Source organism: Colwellia sp. MB02u-14 (assembly GCF_014076915.1).
Lineage (GTDB): Bacteria > Pseudomonadota > Gammaproteobacteria > Enterobacterales > Alteromonadaceae > Colwellia_A.
Genome location: NZ_JACGUX010000085.1, coordinates 20,739 through 41,307, shown reverse-complemented (window position 1 = coordinate 41,307; position 20,569 = coordinate 20,739). Strand labels below are relative to the sequence as shown.

The following is a 20,569-nucleotide window of genomic DNA, read 5'->3' as shown; positions in this document are numbered from 1 at the left end:
TTATAAAAAGGTAAATTATGAAAAAATTACAAAAACAAGCAGGTTTTACACTAATAGAATTAGTCATCGTGATTGTTATTTTGGGTATTTTAGCCGCGACTGCTGCACCTAAGTTTATTGATTTGACAGGCGATGCTAAGACATCAGTAATAGAGGGAGTTAAAGGTGCATTAAATTCTGCCGCTGATCTAGCACATGCTAAAGCATTAATTGCGGGTAAAATTAGTGCGGAATCAGCAGGTCAAGCGATCAGTGTTGGTTCTTCAAACATTCTTTTAAATTTTGGCTGGCCAACAAATGCATCAATTGCTGATTTAATTGATATCGATGGAGGTTTATCTGAAGTATCTACTTCACCAGGTACTTTTCAGCATGATGATGCAACAACTACTAGTACTTGTATTGCTACATATAATAATACAGCAACCAATGCAGAAACACGCCCGACTGTTGAGGCAACAACTGGTGGCTGTTAGATCTAAGTTCTAGTGCAATAAAAAACCGAGCATTGCTCGGTTTTTTATTATTAGATGTTTATTAATAGACTAATCATCTTTAGACTTTACAATATTTATTCCCCAATCTTCAACAAGCGGATATGTTAATTTAGCTTCTTTTAAAACTCTCTGATATGCAACTTCCTGTTTCAAAATACCTAAGCACAACAATATATTTGAATAAATACTCTTTCTTGGAGCATGTCTAACACGGCCAAGTCCCCAATTAATATATCGTTGTAAAGCTTGAGGGCTTTTCTCTCGCAACCCAGCGACTAATGTATGCCCATAAATGTTTTTATCTAGCCTACTTTGCCAAGCGATAGGGTTTTCAATATCTAACAACCGCTCAATATTTTGATAACCATGTTTTTCATGTTCAACAACAATGTTGCCAGTGTGTAAGGTAGTTATTAAGAAAGGTAGAAAAATGATAGGAAATAATATAGATAAAAAACGTAATAAAAAAAAATTATCTAATCTAGACTCAGACTTATCACTGTTACTGTGCATATCAGTAAACCAGAGTAAGATAATAAAAACAAACCAGTGGCTTACTGAGCTATAAAAGGGGAACTCTAATTGGCTGTGCAGCAGTAATGGGGTGATTAATCCTAAAATGGTTAATCGCTTGGCGAGCTTATTATTTATTTTTAGCCAACTTTTCATATAGGCGACAACGAAAAAAATCATTCCTAATAACGCAATAACGCCACCTTCACTTACCCAATATAAAACTTCGTTGTGCGGGTGTGCCATTCGTTGTTGTGCAGCACCAATTTCAGGATGTTCAATAACATAACGATTATAGGTATCAAGAAAAACGCGCTCATAAAGACCATAACCTGCACCTTTTAAGGGGTGGTCTTTAATCATCTGTGTGGTAATTAAGTAAGTATGTGGCCGAGCACCTGCCTTTTGATAGTTTTCTTCTCCGCGGTTAAATATCTCACTGTTGTTAAAGCTGATTATAGACATGGCAAAAGCTACGAAAATTATTGCTAAATTAATTCCTAGCTGTTTTTTATGCTTAAAGTATAAATAAGGGCTAATAAAAGCCAGGACTAAAAGAGTCGTTAAATGTCCAGTTCTTGACTGCAAAACCACTACTAAGAAAGTAGCTGAGAATAAGCAAAAGTAACAAAGTGCTTGTTGATATTTATTAACAGAGAATTTTTTTGAAGTAACGGACAAATATAAGGCAATTGCTATACCTGTAGCCATAAAGCTGGCCATAACATTAGGTTGTAGAAAACTGCCGTGCGGACGGCTAATGCCAGGCTTATAGCCCGCCCAATCACTGGTTTCTAAAATAAAATATTGCACTAAACCAAAGCAAGCTTGTATTGCAATAGCTATTAATATCCACCACAAAACCTGTTGTGGGTTTTTTCTTAATTCATCAAATTGATACAAACAAAATAACAGTAGCAAGCCACCGGCTAAGCCGAGTAAGCGAGGAATAGCATGGTCGCTAAATTCACTGCCATAAAACATCGGAACGCATAAACATAAAAAGCCTAATAGACTATAAAGTTGTAAGCTACTGGTCACGACTTTCTTATTAAGGGTTATTTGCCAAAGTCCTAAAGAAATAAGAATGGTAGCAATTAGCCAACCAAAGACATTGAATGATAAATACAAGCCTGTGCCACCGGGGGTTTCCAGTACAACATGCATGGCAAAGCAGAAATATGAGATAAGTAAAAATCGAAAATAGGGGAAAAGAGTCAATAGAGTCAAAATATTTAAAAAATAGATATCAAAGAATAGAGTGCTTCACTTGTATTTACAATATCTTATCATAGAATTATTTGTAGATTACAAGATATGTTTTTATGAAAAAATACGATATGCTGTAGAGATTAAGTAAGATGGAATTTTAAATAAAATGAAGGTATTAACGAAGTCTTCGGCTACATTTAAGCAATCAAATAAAGCGACTAAAGGTTTTACGCTGATTGAACTCGTCGTCGTTATTGTGATTCTTGGTATTTTAGCCGCGACAGCACTTCCGAAATTTATTAACTTAAAAGCAGATGCACAAACAGCAACATTGCAAGGTGTTAAAGCAGCAATGCAAAGTGCTGCTGCACTTATTCATAGTAAGTCGTTGGTTAAGGGTAATCATAGCTTGGCGATAGGCACCGTTAACATTGATGATGGTGGCGGTTTAGCTAATGACGGAGAACTATCCCTTAACTTTGGCTACCCGTTAGCAAACGTCGGTGAGTGGCAACGGCTGCTTAATTTAGGTGAAAATTTTAAATATCGAGGACTCGGTGGAACCACCGGACGAGTGGTTGCCATCTATCGCGATGACACGACAGCTCCAATCAGAACAACAGATCCGTGTATCGTTTATTATGTAAGAGCCGTAGACGCTAATAGCCCGCCACAATATGTTATTAATAAGTGTATTTAGCGTTTAAAGGCAGAGTAAGGAAATACATTGATGAACGACAAATCGAGAACATATGTACTTAGAAAATATCATCGTGGTTTTACTCTGATTGAGTTAGTCATTGTTATCATCATATTAGGTATTCTTTCGGCAACGGTAGTCCCTAAATTTTTCACTTCAAATGGTTTTACTGAATATGCATATCGAACCGATGTTATTGCTAAACTACGCTTAATACAAACCCGTGCTATGCAACAAGTTAATGACTCTTGCCACCAGATAATGATCAGCGCAGATAAACTTGGTAAGGTAACTTGTGACACTCCCCCTGCATATATGGAGAAAAAAGCTACTTTAGTTGTCATCGATAATAACGATAATGTTACCTTTAGCCCTATAGGACTTACCTTTTCTTTTGATAGTTTGGGGCGCCCACAAGGTTGTAACCAGCCTTGTGAGATTAGCATCTCTGGTGATCAGGAACTGAAGGTTTCCATTGAAGCAGAGGGTTATATTCATGCCCTTTGATCAACGCTTACCCTTAAATTCTGTTTCACCTTTGCAAAAGGGTTTTACCTTAATAGAAAGCATTATTGGTATTGTCGTATTATCTATCGCCTTTTCTATTTTAACGACATTAATTTATCCATTATCTAATCAAAGTGCCGAGCAAGTTCACCAAATAAGGGCAGCTGAATTAGGCCAGTCGATGATTAACGAAATCTTAGGTAAAGCGTTTGATGAAAATTCTGATATGTCGGGAGGGTTCTATCGTTGCGGTGACGACATCAATAACGATGGCGAAATTAAACTTATTGATGGTGAAAATACCTGTTCAACAATCTTACAAAATGAAGAGTCTGATGATCGTGAATTCTATGACGACGTAGATGACTACCAAGGACTCGTTGTTATCGAGAATTCACTTGGGGAATCAACAGGAAATGATATTTACATAGGTTATCAACTTAATGTCACCGTTGTTAATGACGGTGACTACGACGGTAATCCAGACGGAAATTCAATTACGACCAATTTCACAGCTAAACTAATAACGGTCACGGTAACTACACCTCAAGGTTTTGATTTTGTCTTTTCTGCTTATAAGGCTAATTTCTAATGCGCATATTATCGGCTAAGGAAAAGGGTTTTACTTTAGTGGAGTTAGTTACGGTAATCATAATTTTAGGCGTGTTGGCTGTTAGCACAACGAGTTTTATTCAGTTTGGTACAAAAAGTTATACTGATGCAGTGGATCGTGAAGAGATAACGTCAACAGCACGTTTTGTTATTGAACGGTTAAATCGAGAAGTAAGAAACGCCTTACCTAATAGTGTCCGTGTTGTGAATGGTAGTGGAAAAAAATGTTTAGAATTTATACCGATTGCACAGAGTGCAATTTATCTAGATATCCCTGTATTGCCTGAGCCAACGTCAAATACGATAACATTAGTGCCGTTTAAGAGTGCACTTGTCGATAATAGTTCAAAAATTGCGGTGTATGCACTTAATACCGATGATATTTATGATAATAACAATGGTGTTATTCATGACTTTGATTCACTTTCCCCTTTGCTAAATAGAAATGAACTTAATGACAGTTCGCCAGCAGTAGTATTAACGTTAGGTAACCCTGCTAATCCTATACATTTTAGGGCCGATTCTCCAACGAGCCGCATTTATTTTATAGAGCCAGCGGTTGCATTCTGTCTTGAGAATGATGAACTTTATCGATACAAAAACTATACAAACTCCATTGTAGATAATACGCCGATACGCAGTAATAATGGCGTTGAGAATAATTGGAGCCTAATGGCTGAAAACCTTGGGAATACAGTATCACCCTTTAATGTTGTTGATGTAACATTAAGACGTAATGCACTAGTGTTAATTCAGTTACATTTCTTTATAAATCGAGAAAACATTATTTTTAGTCATGAAATACAGGTGCCTAATGTTCCATAATAAGCAGGTAATAATATTAACGTCATTTTACCATTTACGTACGCCTAATAAACATCAAGGTAGTTCATTAGTCATCGCTATATTTATTATTGTTGTTTTGTCCCTTCTGGGAGCAGCTTTGGTTAAAATGATGGCATCAAGCCAGCAAAATGTTGCGTTTGAAGTGTTAGGAACCCGTGCGTATACAGCAGCACAAACAGGAGTTCAGTGGCAATTAGCACAATTATTTCCTGTTGGTTTAGGCACTAGCTCGACAAAAAAATGTAGTGATGTCAGCCATGTCCCTCCTGTAATTAATAATACATCAGGTTTAAAAGGATGCAATATAATAGGTCCTATCGGATGTAATGACTTTCTTCATGATGGTGTTCGTTATTATACGGTTACAAGTATTGGCTCGTGCGGTATTGACGGGGAAGCTACGTCGAGGATAATTGAGGTAGAAGCACGGAGTTTGTAAAATTTTACTTAAATCCCCTTTAATTTTATACACTATATGTTAATAAATATAGTGTTGGTTTTTTTTACAGTTGTACTTTAAAATAAAAAACAATACACTCCATTGTATTGTTTATAGTAGCTAATTTAATACTGGTACGGTATATGCATATGATGTGATATCTGGTGATTCGTACCATTGTAGTTTTTCATTAATTGAGGTTTTATAATGATAAAATATACGCTTAAATTAATTTTAACGTTTTCCCTGCTTTTCTCTAGTGCATCTTTTGCGGGTTACATTACCACTGAACTGACCAGTGATACATATATCACATATAAAGGTTACGATTGGACCTGGGCTGCACCTATCAGCACAACAAATTTTTCTGATATAGACCCCACTACGGGTGAATGGGTAGATAATATATTTGAAAACCCTACAGTACATATTGGCTGGATGGCGATTATTGACACTAATATAAAGCAACTGTTTGCAGAACTAACGTTGAGCGATTTTCAACGTAATGGACAAATAATTCAATCAGTAGCATATTGGAATTCAAATTTTGTTCATGTTGATATCGCTGATTTTAACATCAAAGTAGGTGTTAAAGGTGCTGATGGCTATACTAACGAAATAAATGACACTTTCTACGTACGTAATATTGCTGACAGACCGACAGCTCAAGTACCTGAACCATCTACCCTTATGATTTTTGCTATCGCACTAATTGCTTTATCTCTGAGAAAGCGCGCTATTAAATCACGCTGAGGTTAAGTAAAGAAAATTCAAAACAGCCTCGCCATTGCGGGGCTTTTTATTGTCCTAAAAACAATTATAGACCCTTAAATAATTGTTTTTAGCTACTCGATACTATAATAAACACTAGCCACTACTTGTTATCAGTAATACTTAAAGGTAACTTTAGTATATTGATTATACTTCTTTTTCTCGTTAGGGAATTCACAATGCTGTTTCGTAGTATCTCTGTTATTTTTTTATGTGTTTTTGTTCAATACTCGGCAATTGCAGCACAATGTCAGGTGGTATTTCCTGATGTTATTGCTACTCATGGCAATAGCAGTGGTAATAGTCAGATAACCTTTGGCTATAATGCCCGACTTATTAATAATCCAGACACTGAATTAGCTACTGGACAAGTAAGTCACAATGCTGGTTCGAATATCAACAGCTGTAGTAGTGCCGATTGTACAGCGTCAAATATTTCAGCAGAAACAGTCAGTATTAACTTTTTGTCTGGTGGTGGTTCTGTTAATTATAATCCTCCTGGTTCCCAAATAACGACTTTTGGAACAACAACTGTTAACAACTATAATCAAGTATCCTCTAGTGCTAATGCAACGTTAAATTTTAGTGATAATCATGACGTATATTTTTTTGAACAACTCGCTGTTGGCTATAATAATACCCTGAACTTATCTGGTGGGAAAACCTATTATATTAGCAGCTTTTCGGTTGGTTCTCAGACTCAAATAAATGTGGTGGGTGCAGGCACAGCTAAAGTAATTATAGATTCAAATATCAATTTTACCTCACCCGTTACTATTAATTCTAATGCTGTAAATCAAACAGGTGATACGAGTAAATTGGTTATGTATGTGGATGGTAATGTAACCTTTGGCAGTAGTTCTACATTCTCGGGTGCACTTTATGCTAAAAATATAACCTTTAATTCTGCAAGTTATTTGTTCGGTGTTGCATCTGGACAAACAGTGATCCTTAATTCCAACTCGACATTAACTTATGACGGCAACGTTTTTAACGCTGATTTTGGTGAAATTTGTGAAGTTGAGGTAGCAGCTCACCCCATTGTTGATTATCGTTTTGATGAATGTACCTACACTGGTTTAGGGTTTGAAGTTATAGATAAAACAGAGAACTATAATGCGGGCATCTATGGCATTGATGAATCAGCGGACGACGCTCAAATAAATAATGCATTGGATCTTTCTAAAACAGATACTAGTGATTGGCTAAGCGTTCCTAGAGGTGTTGTCGATGGGCTTAACAATTTTACACTCTCACTATGGATAAATACCAATAAAGATAAAAGTCAACAAGAAATTTTTCAAGCATTGGGGAAAAATAAAAAGGATGATGAATTAGAAATTTACCTTAAGGATAATAAAGACGTTAAGGTAAAAATAAAAGATGACAGCAAAACATTGAGTAGTGAGATTGAGTTGACTGATGGTCAGTGGCATCACTTACTTGTAACGCGTGAAAATGACAAAGTCTGCTTGTTTGTTGATGGTGATTATCAAGAGTGTGATACTGGAGTTGGCAGCGGGAAACTCTCTGTTCCTTATTCTGACAGCATTGTTATCGGGCAAGAACAAGACGATTATAGTGGTGATTTTAACTCATCGCAAAGTTTTGAAGGATTGATTGATGAATTTAAGATATATGCCCTAGTACTTTCCACTACAGAAATAAATAGCCTGTATGATAACGAATATAATGGGAAAAACTATGACGGTAGTCTCAGAGCAGAGGTTAGTTGTAGTTTATTAGCTTTTTATCGATTTGAGCAATTGGATTTTTCATCTCAAATTAACGACAATAGTGACGTGGGTAACCACGGTTTAAATGATGGAGGAGAGTCAATTACGAATGGTCAGTATTGTCGAGGGTTTGACAGTAATGGTAAAAATAGTGACACATCAACAGAAAATGCCTTCTCAAGTAGTTTAGATGCAGACGATGATATTGGTAATAAAGGCACAATAAGCTTTTGGTTCAACAGCAATAACGGGTGGGCAGACGATAATTTTAATCGGGTTTTATTTGATGCCACATTGGCAGAACACACATCGACATCAAAAAATAAGTACTTTGTTTTAAGATTGAAATCTGATGGCCGCTTAGACTTTAGATTTGAAGATTCAAATGACAGTGATTTTTCAGTTACTGAGCCTAACGTTACCGCACGTTTACCCAATACTTGGTATTATCTCACCGTTACTTGGGATTTTGATAATGACACTTTTCAACTGTATGTTGACGCTTCTAGTGTCGTTGAACAAACAGAGAGTACCAATGGCCAATTAGGTGAATTAGGAACGTTAATTTTTGGCGATAACACAACAAGTTATTACACACCTGATGACTCTGCTAACGGTAAGTTTGATGAAGTTAGAATTTATTCAAAAGTATTAACTCAAAACGAAATTCAAACTGATATGGACGAAAATTTTGATTGTGTAAATAATATAAACCATTATCGCATTCAACATGATGGACAAGGGCTAACCTGCGATATAGAAACGGTTGTTGTAAGCGCCTGTACTAATGTATATGACGGTAGCGATTGTATTGAGAGTAATGAAGAAATTACGCTTGATTTAGTGGCGACAGGGGGAAGTAATACTGTAAATACAACAACAACATTTATTGGCAGTACTGATGTCGATTTTAATTACACGGTAAGTGAAAATATTACCTTATCAATTGCAAATGAAACTATCTCGTCGACGAGTAGTGAAGAGGTGTGTACAAACAATATCTGTATAATGACGTTTGCCGATGCGGGTTTTATTTTTTCAGGTATTGATGATATTGAAGTGGCAGGTGTTGCCAATACTGGTTTAACCATTCAAGCGGTAAGCAATAATAATGGAGTTTGTGTGGGTGTATTCAATGAACCTAAAAAGGTAGATTTTGCGATTGAAATGATATCGCCAGATCGCATAAGCGATAAAAAATATACGATAGCCTCTAATGAAATTAACCAAAACCGTGCTGGTAACATCGATAGTTACCAAACAATTAATCTTACTTTTGGTGCTAATTCAACAGCTTTACTCGGTAACAATACTTACTTTGATGCGGGTAATATTGTATTGCATGCTAAGCATACTATCGCTGCCACATCTGAAAATCCGGCTGTAACTTTATTCGGCAATTCTGCTTTTTACGTGCGTCCGTATGCTTTTGGTATATATCCAACCAACGCTTATCAACAAGCTTTAACTGAACAAACTGCCGAAGCAGGCACAGTAACTCAGCAAGCAGGTCTTGAATTTAATTTATTAGTTGAAGCGATTAATCGACAAGGTGATAAAACAGCTAATTTTACAAATAAATCAGTGGAGCTAAGTTTACAACGTATTGCTCCTATCAGTAATGGTTTTGATGGGTTTTTAACTTACAATGATGGCAGTATTACCTCAACAGTTACCGCGAATGATTACAGTGGTGGAAAAATATTAAGTTTTATGGCGGGTGAATTTCAAGACAGTGAAGTGAAATTTAGTGAAGTTGGTTTACTAAAGGTAGCCTTACGTGAACAGCAAACCGTGAGTAATGTCGCTAGTTATGCGCAAGGAAGCGAGAATGTTGGACGCTTTACACCTGCGTATTTCATTCAAACGATTGTAGATAATAATGAGACGAGTGAAGCAGGAAGTATTACGGCTAATCACAATGATACTTGCATAATTAACTCTTGGGTTTATAGCGGACAAAAAACGATAGATAATAATGTTGAGGTAGGCTCAATTAAATATGGTGTAGAGCCAATATTAACTCTTACTGCTTACAATGCTAATTATGGTCTTACAAAAAATTATATGGGTGATTTTGTTAAACTTGATAATAATGATGTGAGCTTCAGTTCACCATTAAGCATTCATGCTAATGGTTTACCGTTACTGGCTGATGTTAGTGCCGTAGGGAGTTTTATAAGTATTGAAGATGGTATATTAAAATACAGATTATCTGATCAACATCACTTTACTTACTTGAGAAATGCTAACAGTGTCATAGCCCCTTTCTATGCCGCATTTGAAATACCAATAAATAGTATTATTGATAATGATGGCATCACGATTAAACCAGATGATAGCAATGGTTCATACTTTTTAAATCCGAGTTTTACTTCTCAGGAGAATATCGGTGTCAATGTTCGCTTTGGTCGTTTAATAGTTGAAAATAGTTTTGGTCCTGAAATTTCAAATATTTCACAGCCTATGTATGCACAATATTTAGCTGAAAATGGACAGTATGTTACGAATACTGACGATTCCTGTTTGTCTATTTCGAGCGAGAATAATGAGATTATTTTAACTGATGGAACTTTAGACAAAAATTTATCGGGGATCACTTTGGAAACAAGTCAATTAAAAAATGGCTATAGTCAAATTATTGAGCTAACAGCAACAAATGCACAAGGGGACATTAATGTTGAATATACTGCACCCGTTTGGTTACAGTTTGACTGGCTAAATGCAAATAATAATTTTGATGGTCCATATAATCAAAACCCATCAGCAACAGCGACCTTTGGCGTATACCGGGGCAACGATCGTATTATATCATGGCGAGAAATAGGTAATTAGCTTAGCAATTTCGTTGCTTTTATCTCTTTTAATAAATAAAACCTAAAAAACATCTATTTAAAGGTGTTTTTTTACAAACAGACAACACATTTCCTAAAGTCTGGGGTATGATTAAGTGTTATAACTTTTAATTAAATACTGAACATTCTTACTTGTTATTTTTAATACTAATTTATTGATTAAATTAATATGTGGTAGAATTTTAGTCGTTTTGGCAATTTAGTGCCTTAGCACCATTTGTAGGATATTTTGACCTTATGTTTAAAAAATTACGCGGCATGTTTTCTAACGATTTATCAATAGATTTAGGAACGGCGAACACTCTTATTTATGTAAAAGACCAAGGTATTGTTTTAAATGAGCCTTCGGTAGTTGCTATTCGTCAAGACCGCTCTGGTGGTTCAAAAAGTGTAGCTGCAGTCGGTTCTGCTGCAAAACAAATGCTCGGCAGAACGCCGGGTAATATTGAAGCTATTCGCCCAATGAAAGATGGTGTTATTGCTAACTTTTTTGTTACTGAAAAAATGCTTCAGTATTTTATTAAGCAAGTGCACAGTAATAACTTTTTACGCCCAAGTCCTCGTGTACTCGTTTGTGTGCCTTGTGGTTCAACTCAAGTTGAGCGTCGTGCCATTCGTGAGTCAGCCCTTGGTGCTGGCGCACGTGAAGTTTATTTAATTGACGAACCTATGGCTGCCGCTATTGGTGCTGGTATGCCTGTCTCAGAAGCCACCGGTTCTATGGTGGTCGATATTGGCGGCGGTACGACAGAAGTGGGTATTATCTCATTGAATGGTGTAGTATATTCTTCATCGGTTCGCATCGGAGGTGATAAATTTGACGATGCCATTATCAATTATGTACGTCGTAACTTTGGCAGTTTAATCGGTGAAGCAACGGCGGAGCGCATCAAGCATGAAATAGGCTCAGCTTATCCAGGTGAAGAAGTCTTAGAAATTGAAGTGCGTGGCCGTAATTTAGCCGAAGGTGTTCCTCGTAGTTTTACCTTAAACAGCAATGAAATATTGGAAGCATTACAAGAGCCATTAACCGGTATTGTTAGTGCTATTATGGTTGCTTTAGAGCAAGCGCCACCAGAATTGGCCTCTGACATTTCAGAACGCGGTATGGTGCTTACTGGCGGCGGTGCATTATTAAAAGATTTAGATCGCTTATTAATGGAAGAAACAGGTATTCCTGTTGTAGTTGCTGATGACCCACTAACTTGTGTGGCTCTTGGTGGTGGTAAAGCGCTTGAAATGATAGACATGCATGGTGGCGACCTATTTTCTTATGAGTAAATGTTCTTACGAATAAGTCATACTAATTATTTATTGCCATGTTAATTAACGACATTGTGAAGATGTTCATTGACGCGCGTCAACTCAGTTCATTCTTCTTGTCTTTAGTCTACATGGCCGCCGATAAATTAGCATTTATACAAGTTTAACTTATGAATCCAATATTTAAACATGGCCCTTCTCCTCAGCACCGACTTTTGTTGGTGCTGTTTTGTTCTATATCTTTAATTTTTTTCGACCATAAAGTGAATAGTTTCGAGAACATTCGTGGCTATTTGCAGTCTATGGTAAGTCCTTTACAGTATTTAGCGACCACGCCTAAACAGATAATGACCTGGGCGTCAGAAAATATTATTACCCGACGACAACTGATTAGCGAAAACCAACAATATAAAATTTCAGAATTACGTTTCCATCAGCAATTACTGGCATTGGAAATTATAAAAAAAGAAAATGAACGTTTACGCTTATTGCTTGCTTCGCCACTAAGAGGTGAAGTCAAGAAAATGGTTGCTGAAATATTGTCAGTAGATTCTGATCCTTACAGTCATCAAGTGGTTATTAACCGCGGGAGTGACGACGGCCTTTTTGAAGGGCAGCCAGTCATTGATGATGAAGGTATTGTTGGACAAGTTTTGCATGTGGGCATAAACAGCAGTCGAGTCATTTTAATTACTGATGTTACGCACGCGGTACCGGTAAGAGTCAGTCGTAATGGTGTTCGTTTAGTTGCATCAGGTACTGGGCAAATAGACAGGCTAACACATAATTTTGTACAACATAGTACGGATGTTCGCAGTGGTGATTTACTCGTAACGTCGGGTCTTGGCGATAAATACCCTGAAGGATATCCTGTTGCTCGGGTTACCACCGTTATACAAAATGACGCTAATGCCTTTGCACTGGTTCAAAGTGAGCCGGTGGCTAAAATAGACAGATTGCGTTACTTACTGTTACTTTGGCCTGAAAAAGCCCCTGGAATTTTTGCGCCTTCACAAAACAAAGCAGCACCAGATAAATTAGTGAATAAAAAAAGTGACAATGACACAGGAATAAACAATGCCGATTCGTAATATTTTGATTATTATGTTTACTACAGTTATTGCTTTAATTGCCAGTATTATGCCATTACCACTAAGTATTGATGCCTTTCGTCCAGATTGGGTATTGGTGGTACTTGTTTATTGGTGTTTGGCGTTACCTGGGCGAGTGAATGTTATTACCGCTGGTTTTGTTGGTTTCTTACTTGATGTTTTACTCGGTTCTATCCTGGGTGTGCACATGATGGCAATGGCTATGGTCGTTTATATTATTGCTGGGAACTTCCAAAAAATTCGAAATTTCTCTGTTTGGCAACAATCTCTTATTGTGGGTGTTTTATCCGCTTTATACCATTTAATTGTTTTTTGGATGCAGCGGTTTTTAACCGATGCGGTGTTTCTCCCCAGCTATTTATATCCGGTGATCACCACGATAGTACTTTGGCCATGGGCGTTTTTATTATTAAGAAAAGTACGTCGTCACTTTCGTATAACTTAGTGCCTATTCTCCACCCGTTAATTGAGTAAATTTGTATGAAGCCTATGTTAGTTTTAGCCTCACAGTCACCCCGAAGAAAAGAATTACTCAGTCAACTGGGCTATCAATTTAAAACTGTTTCAGCTGATATTGATGAAAGTATTCTCGGTAATGAATTACCTCGAGACTATGTTTTACGTTTAGCGATTGAAAAAGCAAAAGTGGTTTCAAAGGATCTTGCGGCAGACTGCGTGGTGCTTGGCTCAGACACTAGCGTTATTTTTAAACAACATATTTTGGGTAAACCTGAAAATATTGAAGCGTGTTGCCAGCAATTACTCATGCTGTCAAACAATACTCATCAAGTCTTTACCGCAATTGCAGCGGTAAAGAATAATCAAATCTCTTCTGCCATCATTTCTACTGATGTTACCTTTAAAGCGCTGACCATTGAAGAAATCCAACGTTATTGGCATACCGGTGAACCGCGTGATAAAGCTGGCGCTTATGGTATCCAAGGTATTGGCGGACAATTTGTGACACAAATTAAAGGTAGTTATTCTGCCGTGGTCGGTTTACCTTTGTATGAAACAGCAAAACTATTAGCTGAGCTTGGTTTACCTACACCTATTCAAGACCCAGCAACGTATCTAAGGGACGGAGAAACTCTATGAGTGGTGAATTACTGATTAATGTAACCCCAAGTGAGACACGTGTTGCGCTAATAGAAAACGGTGTGTTGCAAGAAGTACATGTAGAGCGTGAATCTCGTCGAGGATTAGTGGGTAATATTTATTTAGGTAAAGTTATTCGAGTACTGCCGGGTATGCAAGCCGCCTTTATTGATATTAATTTAGATAAAGCGGCTTTTTTACATGCGTCAGATATCAATACCAAACTGATTATCAATAATGATGACTTACCCGCAGATCATGTGCCAGACATAAGAGCGTTAGTACATGAGGGCCAGCAAATTGTCGTTCAGGTCATTAAAGACCCGCTTGGCACAAAAGGTGCGCGCTTAACCACAGACATTACCGTGGCAGCTCGATACTTAGTGTTAATGCCCAATGCAAACCATGCAGGTATTTCACAACGAATTGAACACGCTAAAGAACGTAATCGTCTTAAAGATATTATTACGCCATACTGCAGCGAAGAGCATGGTTTTATTGTGCGAACTGCTGCTGAAGGTGCTGACGAAAAAGAATTAAAACATGATGCTGAATTTTTACGTCGTGTTTGGAAAAAAGTACAAGACCGTAAAAAAAGAAAGCAATTCAAAACGCCTATATATCAAGACTTGTCATTGGCATTTCGTGTGTTACGTGATTTCGTTGGTATCGATTTCGAACGAATTCGTATCGATTCAAAACTTACCTATGAACAGCTACGAGAGTTTACAGAAGAGTTTGTGCCTAATTTAACGCCAGTTTTAGAATGTTATCCAGGTGAACGACCTATCTTCGATTTGTTTGATGTTGAAAATGAAATACAAAGAGCACTACATCGAAGAATTGACTTAAAGTCAGGTGGCTACTTAATTATCGACCAAACTGAAGCCATGACCACTATTGATATAAATACAGGTGGGTTTGTTGGTCATCGTAATCTAGAAGAAACCATTTTCAATACTAATCTAGAGGCAACACAAGTTATTGCCCGACAGCTCAGACTTAGAAATCTAGGTGGCATTATTATTGTCGACTTTATCGATATGAACAGTGTAGAGCATCAAAAACGTGTTTTACACAGCTTAGATGTTGCGATGGCGAAAGACAAGGTTAAATATAGCATCAGTAAATTCTCTAAGCTGGGCTTAGTTGAAATGACACGTAAACGTACCCGTGAAAGTTTAGAGCATGTGCTTTGTGGTGAATGTTCAGTGTGCTCAGGCCGTGGACATTTGAAAACTGTGGAAACTGTTTGTTTTGAAATTTTACGTGAAATCGTCCGAGTAAACCGAGCATATGATTCAGACAAGTTTATTGTTTATGCTTCTTCTGCGGTAAGTGAGTCATTAATTAATGACGAATATCATCACCTTGCTGAGTTAGAAGTGTTTATAGGTAAGCAAATTAAAGTTCAGACAGAATCCATGTATAATCAAGAGCAATTTGATGTGATTATGATGTGATTTTAAACGACTAATGGTAGCCTTTTTGTATGATCTTGATACTAACATGTAGGTGATAGTTCCAGGGTTTAGTTACACAGTAAATAAATTAACCAATTAAAGTAAACATTAATCTAATAGAGTATGTAGTAAATTCATTTTATGAGTATTTCAGCTGTTTCGAATCGTTGGTTAAATAGACTGTATAAAGTATTGGCAATATTGTTAGTACTTTTTGCCGTATTGATCAGTGCGTTTCGTATATCTCTACCGTATGCACATAATTTCCATCAAAACTTTCAACACTACCTTAATGAAACTTATGATACGCACATAACCATTGGCTCATTAGCCATGGAGTGGGGCGTTAATGGGCCGACAATCGTTGTTGAACAAGTTAATGTGCTTGATACTGAAACGGCTGATGTATTTGTTGCAAGCATGGAGTTAACGATTGATTTTTGGGGAAGCTTACGACATCAAAAGTTAATCACGCAAGATATAACATTAGTTGGGGCGCAAATCTTTTTTGATAAAATATTATTAGAAGAAAAAGATAACACCGCAGAAGATAGCTCACTTATCGAGACGATTACCGATGCTTTATTTCAGCAGATTAACCGTTTTACCCTGACAAATAGCAAAATCACCTTAAAAGATGAGGCGATAACCCGAACTTTTCTCGTTGACCAACTTGTTTGGGTGAACAGTGGCAACCGTCATCGTGCTACGGGCAGTATGCTAATTGATGGGTTAACGTCAAATAACATTAAATTTAACCTTGACGCTTCAGGGCAAAATCTTCGAGAGTTAAGTGGTCAGTTGTACTTTCAAGCAAACAAACTAAATGTTACTCCTTGGCTCGATAAAATATTTGCAATCGAAAATGAAAAAACATATTCATCCGTTAATTTTAGTGCTTGGTACACTCTAAACAAAGGTAAGGCTAATAAATTACAAATAGCGTTAGGTGACAATGAAGTGAGTTGGCTTTTCAATGATGAGCTGCACTCTATTCGTATAAACGAAGGCAATATACTTGTTGAGAATTTTGATGATACCAACAACATAACGACCACCACAACACCCCTACAATTTTATACGAATGACAGGGCCTGGCTGCCTTTGACCATAAGTACCCAAAGAACAACTAATGGTTTGCTGACTTACATTTCTTCGTTAGAGCTCTTTGGTTTAGCTGATCTTTATCCACTTTTTTCTGGGCATCCCGAAAGCCAAGTATTATTAAATAATTTGTCGCCAGTAGGTCAAATTAGTGACGTTTATTTACTGAAAAGTGATAATAATGATGATATTAAAGCTCTGGCACGATTTTCAGACGTTACTTCTTCATTTAGCCAAGGCATTCCGGGTATAGAAAATGTCAGTGGAGCACTTAGCTTTGCTCAACAAAATTTGCAGATTAAGCTGTTAGCAGAAAATGGCCAGCTCGATTTTGATAAACACTTTATCTATCCTATTCCCTATCAATCAATTGCTGCTCAAGTAAATGTGGACTTCGCCGCTGTTAACTTATCAGTGAAAGTTCAGCAAATTGAAATGATATCAAAGCAATTGCACGCCACCGCAGATATAGCAATTAAAGCACAAGACAATGAAGCCATTACGATGGCATTACTCGCGAATGTGCACCGTGGTGATGCTAAGCTTGCTGACTATTATTACCCTCATTTATTGATGGGAAACAATCTTGTTGACTATCTAAATGCAGCCATTATTGAAGGAGAGTTTGAACAAGCTCAGGTTCTTTTTAATGGCCCCTTAAATAAATTTCCTTTTAATGATAATAGTGGCATTTTTGTTGTTGATGCTGAATTAAAGAAGAGTAAATTTCAGTTTGACTCAAACTGGCCTGTGATTAATGACTTTTCTGCTAACTTAAATTTCACCAACAACAGTATGCTAATAACAGCTCGAGGTGGTGAACTCACGGGTATTGATGTTACGGGTGTTAAGGTTGCTATTGATGATTTAGAAGGTCAGCAAATATTGACGGTTGCAGCGAAATTTAAAGATACCCAACCCAGTGCAGTAAGTGACTTAATGAATAATAGTCCGCTGGTTAAAACGGTGGGAGAAACCCTAAACCAGTTACAAGTATCACAAAAAATTTCGGGTAGCTTTGCGCTAAATCTACCTTTGAATGATCTCGACAGTGTTGTGGCTAGTGGTAAAGTTGAATTTAAAAATAATCAATTAGCCCTACAAGCGCCCGCCATGAACTTTACCGAAGTTAATGGCGAGTTAACTTACAAAAATGATGTTATAAATACCGCAGGCTTAACGTTAAATTGGCGCGAAATGCCTTTAGCCTTATCGATAGAAGCAAATAACAACCACAGTGAATACTATCAAACATTGATTAACTTACAAGCGAAATGGCCTGAATCTTCTTGGAAAAAAGAGCTACCTGAAATACTGAAAAAGTATGGAAGCGGACAGTTAGATTGGCAAGGTGACTTAAGCCTTAGAATGTATCGCCAAGGTGGTATTACCTATGAGTTACTGCTTGATTCAACTTTTGATAAATTAACTTTTTCATTGCCGTCCCCCTATAAAAAAATAGCTGGAGAAGCCGTTAATCTGCTCGTAAATGTATCTGGTCAGAAAAATTTATCAGTCATTAATGCTCAAATAGGTAAAGAGCTGAATTTTTATGGAGAATTAAATCATCGTAAAGTGCAATTTAATAAGGCACATTTAGTACTCGGTAATGAAAATATGCTGTTGCCTACCGAAGGTTTCCATATAACCACTAATTTGTTTACGGCATCGGTGACTGAATGGCAGCCGTTAATTTTAGATATTCTTGATGCAATAGCGCAAGTGCCGGCGAATACACAAGAAAACAGTGTTGCGCTGTTAAGTGCACCTAAACGTATCCGTGGTCAGGTTGCGAAACTTGATGTGTTAGGGCAGGAATTGACCGACGTGTCTTTTAATTTACTTGATAATGAACAATGGTGGTTACTTGAGTTACAAGCCAGAGAAGCGCGAGTTAAAGCTAAATTTTATCCTGACTGGCATCAGCAAGGCATAGATATTGATGCTGACTTCATTCATTTAGCCGTCGAAGATGAACTTGCAACGCAAACCGCTATTCAACAATCATTAGAAGAGAGTCTCAGCAACGATATTATTTTTGCTAACATTCCACCTATTCGTGCAAAATGTACCAGTTGTACCTATGGACGTTTTGATTTCGGTGACGTTGATTTTTCGATTGAGCGATCCACTGCCGATACCTTAGCCATAAAGAAATTTACGGCTAAACGGGGTAAAACACAATTAAACTTTGATGCAAGCTGGCAACACAGTAAAGATATTTCGCAAACAAACATTACAGGTCAGCTGCAAGCTAAAAACTTTGATCGTGAAATGGAAAAATTAGGTTACCCTTCAACCATCAAAGATAGTGAGTTAGACTTAGATTATGCAGTTAATTGGACGGGTAGCCCTTTCGATTTCAAATTAGAAAATTTTAATGGTATTAGCAACGTTGAACTCTCTGATGGGTATTTAGCAGAAGTGCCTGATTCAGCTAGAGCCTTCTCATTACTGAGCTTACAGTCACTGGTACGTAAATTGAAGTTCGATTTTCGAGATATTTTTAGTGATGGTATGTTTTATGATTCCATTAAAGGTAATTTTGAAGTTAAAAACGGTGTGATTTATACTGATAATACCTTTATGAAAGGTGCAGCAGGCGATTTGTCTATTAAAGGTAATACCGACTTAAATGATCAGGTATTAGATTATAAAATGTCTTATAAACCTAATTTAACGTCAAGCTTACCTGCAATTGCTTGGATCGCAACATTAAACCCGCTGACCTTTATTGGCGCACTGGCCCTCGATGGTGTTATTACTTCTCAAGTTGTTTCTGAATATAAAATTGAAGTTACAGGGCCGATAGAGTTACCTGTAATCAAAGTTGTTGATAAGAAAACTCAAAATATTAAAGTGGGTCGTTCAACTCCCCCTGAAATTATTGAGACCATACCTCAAAAAAATAATAATCCCTCTGTTGATTTTGGGAATAAAGATAAGGGTATTAAAGATCACAAGGAAATCAACTTAGATGGTTAGATTGACGGCAATACAACTATGCTCAGTGCCTAATGTTGAAGAAAACCTTGTGATTATTGATGCTGAACTAGCACGCTTAGCACCGCATTCAGCCAATGATGAACATATTGTTGTGTTACCCGAGTGTTGCTTGTTTTTTGGAGGAAAAGACGCGGAGCAGTTAAGTGTGTCGAAACTCTTATTAAAAGACAAACTTGCGCAATTGGCTAAAAAATATAAAGTGTTTTTAGTCGCCGGCAGTATTCCTCTGGTCACTTCACCCAAAATTGAAGACAAGTTTACGAACAGTAGTTGTATTTTTTCACCACAAGGTGAAGAATTAATACAGTACGATAAAATACATTTATTCGATGTGAATGTTGAAGATAGCGAAAAAAGTTATCGAGAATCTCGCTATACTCAAGCAGGTCATAAAATTTGTTGCTTGAAAAGTAAAACGGTCAATATTGGCTTAACAATATGCTATGACTTAAGATTTCCTGAGCTTTATCGTAAGCTTCAGCAATTGGGTGCTGATATTATTACAGTTCCCAGTGCGTTCACTGCGGTTACGGGTAAAGCACATTGGCAAATATTATTACAAGCACGTGCTATTGAAAATCAAGTATATATTGTCGCTGCAGGTCAACAGGGTATTCACTGTAATGGTCGAGAAACATGGGGCCACAGTATGATTATCAGTCCTTGGGGGGAAATACTCACTTGTTTAGAGCAAGGTATTGGTAGCATTAGTATTGAATTTTCTCGAGAAGCACTAGAGAAAGTAAGAAAAGCAATGCCTGTTATCGAACATAATCAATTTGAAAACACATTAAAAACTCCAAAATTAAATAAATTAATACGATAAGTGAAAAAT

16 protein-coding genes are annotated in these 20,569 nt (G+C 37.0%); 15 read left to right on the top strand and 1 reads right to left on the bottom strand.

The annotated features are described in order from the left end of the window. Positions 1–17 precede the first annotated feature (17 nt). On the top strand, positions 18–476 hold the full coding sequence (locus H4J52_RS20300) for a prepilin-type N-terminal cleavage/methylation domain-containing protein (protein WP_182225116.1): 459 nt from the start codon (positions 18–20) through the stop codon (positions 474–476). Positions 477–545: 69 nt separating this feature from the next. On the opposite strand, the gene H4J52_RS15405 is transcribed toward H4J52_RS20300, so the two are convergent. Beyond that, positions 546–2,177, bottom strand: coding sequence for a PglL family O-oligosaccharyltransferase (locus H4J52_RS15405; protein ID WP_182180821.1), 1,632 nt, complete (start codon positions 2,175–2,177; stop codon positions 546–548). Positions 2,178–2,388: 211 nt separating this feature from the next. Here H4J52_RS15405 and H4J52_RS20295 point away from each other — a divergent pair, with 211 nt between their 5' ends. The 14 genes from H4J52_RS20295 (at position 2,389) to H4J52_RS15335 (ending at position 20,560) form a co-directional block, all read left to right on the top strand. Then, positions 2,389–2,922: a prepilin-type N-terminal cleavage/methylation domain-containing protein gene (locus H4J52_RS20295; RefSeq protein WP_182180819.1), complete on the top strand. Its 534-nt coding sequence runs from the start codon at positions 2,389–2,391 to the stop codon at positions 2,920–2,922. A gap of 30 nt (positions 2,923–2,952) precedes the next feature. After that, complete coding sequence (locus tag H4J52_RS20290; RefSeq protein ID WP_182180817.1) at positions 2,953–3,429, top strand: prepilin-type N-terminal cleavage/methylation domain-containing protein; 477 nt, start codon at positions 2,953–2,955, stop codon at positions 3,427–3,429. Beyond that, the gene (locus H4J52_RS15390; protein WP_182180815.1) at positions 3,419–4,021 is read left to right on the top strand and encodes a prepilin-type N-terminal cleavage/methylation domain-containing protein; all 603 of its coding nucleotides are present in this window, start codon (positions 3,419–3,421) and stop codon (positions 4,019–4,021) included. Before H4J52_RS20290 ends, H4J52_RS15390 begins: the two co-directional genes overlap by 11 nt. Then, entirely contained in the window at positions 4,021–4,866 is an 846-nt protein-coding gene (locus tag H4J52_RS15385; protein WP_182225114.1) for a PilW family protein, read from the top strand. The genes H4J52_RS15390 and H4J52_RS15385 overlap by 1 nt, the downstream gene beginning before the upstream one ends. Further along, positions 4,856–5,326 carry a pilus assembly PilX N-terminal domain-containing protein gene (locus H4J52_RS15380; RefSeq protein WP_182225112.1) on the top strand — a complete coding sequence of 157 codons (471 nt, stop codon included), beginning with the start codon at positions 4,856–4,858 and terminating at the stop codon, positions 5,324–5,326. Before H4J52_RS15385 ends, H4J52_RS15380 begins: the two co-directional genes overlap by 11 nt. 207 nt (positions 5,327–5,533) lie before the next feature. Continuing rightward, the gene (locus H4J52_RS15375) at positions 5,534–6,079 is read left to right on the top strand and encodes a PEP-CTERM sorting domain-containing protein (protein WP_182180809.1); all 546 of its coding nucleotides are present in this window, start codon (positions 5,534–5,536) and stop codon (positions 6,077–6,079) included. Positions 6,080–6,276: 197 nt separating this feature from the next. Next, complete coding sequence (locus tag H4J52_RS15370) at positions 6,277–10,668, top strand: DUF6701 domain-containing protein (RefSeq protein ID WP_182180807.1); 4,392 nt, start codon at positions 6,277–6,279, stop codon at positions 10,666–10,668. Positions 10,669–10,925: 257 nt separating this feature from the next. Beyond that, on the top strand, positions 10,926–11,969 hold the full coding sequence (locus tag H4J52_RS15365; protein WP_182180805.1) for a rod shape-determining protein: 1,044 nt from the start codon (positions 10,926–10,928) through the stop codon (positions 11,967–11,969). A 152-nt stretch (positions 11,970–12,121) separates the two neighbouring features. Next, positions 12,122–13,042, top strand: coding sequence for a rod shape-determining protein MreC (gene mreC, locus H4J52_RS15360; protein WP_182225110.1), 921 nt, complete (start codon positions 12,122–12,124; stop codon positions 13,040–13,042). After that, positions 13,029–13,508: a rod shape-determining protein MreD gene (gene mreD / locus H4J52_RS15355; protein WP_182180801.1), complete on the top strand. Its 480-nt coding sequence runs from the start codon at positions 13,029–13,031 to the stop codon at positions 13,506–13,508. Before mreC ends, mreD begins: the two co-directional genes overlap by 14 nt. 44 nt (positions 13,509–13,552) lie before the next feature. Then, positions 13,553–14,161, top strand: coding sequence for a nucleoside triphosphate pyrophosphatase (locus H4J52_RS15350; protein ID WP_182180828.1), 609 nt, complete (start codon positions 13,553–13,555; stop codon positions 14,159–14,161). After that, on the top strand, positions 14,158–15,624 hold the full coding sequence (gene rng, locus H4J52_RS15345) for a ribonuclease G (RefSeq protein ID WP_182180799.1): 1,467 nt from the start codon (positions 14,158–14,160) through the stop codon (positions 15,622–15,624). The genes H4J52_RS15350 and rng overlap by 4 nt, the downstream gene beginning before the upstream one ends. Before the next feature lie 141 nt (positions 15,625–15,765). Continuing rightward, the gene (locus H4J52_RS15340; RefSeq protein WP_182180796.1) at positions 15,766–19,713 is read left to right on the top strand and encodes a YhdP family protein; all 3,948 of its coding nucleotides are present in this window, start codon (positions 15,766–15,768) and stop codon (positions 19,711–19,713) included. Then, positions 19,706–20,560, top strand: a complete 855-nt coding sequence (locus H4J52_RS15335; RefSeq protein ID WP_182225108.1) for a carbon-nitrogen hydrolase family protein — start codon at positions 19,706–19,708, stop codon at positions 20,558–20,560. The genes H4J52_RS15340 and H4J52_RS15335 overlap by 8 nt, the downstream gene beginning before the upstream one ends. Positions 20,561–20,569 lie beyond the last annotated feature (9 nt).

Bases quoted from the DNA above. Each gene is read 5' to 3' on its own strand.
- H4J52_RS15340 (WP_182180796.1), top strand. From the start codon at position 15,766: ATGAGTATTTCAGCTGTTTCGAATCGTTGGTTAAATAGACTGTATAAA.
- H4J52_RS20300 (WP_182225116.1), top strand. From the start codon at position 18: ATGAAAAAATTACAAAAACAAGCAGGTTTTACACTAATAGAATTAGTC.
- H4J52_RS15380 (WP_182225112.1), top strand. From the start codon at position 4,856: ATGTTCCATAATAAGCAGGTAATAATATTAACGTCATTTTACCATTTA.
- H4J52_RS15405 (WP_182180821.1), bottom strand. From the start codon at position 2,177: ATGCATGTTGTACTGGAAACCCCCGGTGGCACAGGCTTGTATTTATCA.
- H4J52_RS20290 (WP_182180817.1), top strand. From the start codon at position 2,953: ATGAACGACAAATCGAGAACATATGTACTTAGAAAATATCATCGTGGT.
- H4J52_RS15375 (WP_182180809.1), top strand. From the start codon at position 5,534: ATGATAAAATATACGCTTAAATTAATTTTAACGTTTTCCCTGCTTTTC.
- H4J52_RS15335 (WP_182225108.1), top strand. From the start codon at position 19,706: ATGGTTAGATTGACGGCAATACAACTATGCTCAGTGCCTAATGTTGAA.
- H4J52_RS15385 (WP_182225114.1), top strand. From the start codon at position 4,021: ATGCGCATATTATCGGCTAAGGAAAAGGGTTTTACTTTAGTGGAGTTA.
- mreC (WP_182225110.1), top strand. From the start codon at position 12,122: ATGAATCCAATATTTAAACATGGCCCTTCTCCTCAGCACCGACTTTTG.
- H4J52_RS20295 (WP_182180819.1), top strand. From the start codon at position 2,389: ATGAAGGTATTAACGAAGTCTTCGGCTACATTTAAGCAATCAAATAAA.
- H4J52_RS15365 (WP_182180805.1), top strand. From the start codon at position 10,926: ATGTTTAAAAAATTACGCGGCATGTTTTCTAACGATTTATCAATAGAT.
- rng (WP_182180799.1), top strand. From the start codon at position 14,158: ATGAGTGGTGAATTACTGATTAATGTAACCCCAAGTGAGACACGTGTT.
- H4J52_RS15370 (WP_182180807.1), top strand. From the start codon at position 6,277: ATGCTGTTTCGTAGTATCTCTGTTATTTTTTTATGTGTTTTTGTTCAA.
- H4J52_RS15390 (WP_182180815.1), top strand. From the start codon at position 3,419: ATGCCCTTTGATCAACGCTTACCCTTAAATTCTGTTTCACCTTTGCAA.
- mreD (WP_182180801.1), top strand. From the start codon at position 13,029: ATGCCGATTCGTAATATTTTGATTATTATGTTTACTACAGTTATTGCT.
- H4J52_RS15350 (WP_182180828.1), top strand. From the start codon at position 13,553: ATGTTAGTTTTAGCCTCACAGTCACCCCGAAGAAAAGAATTACTCAGT.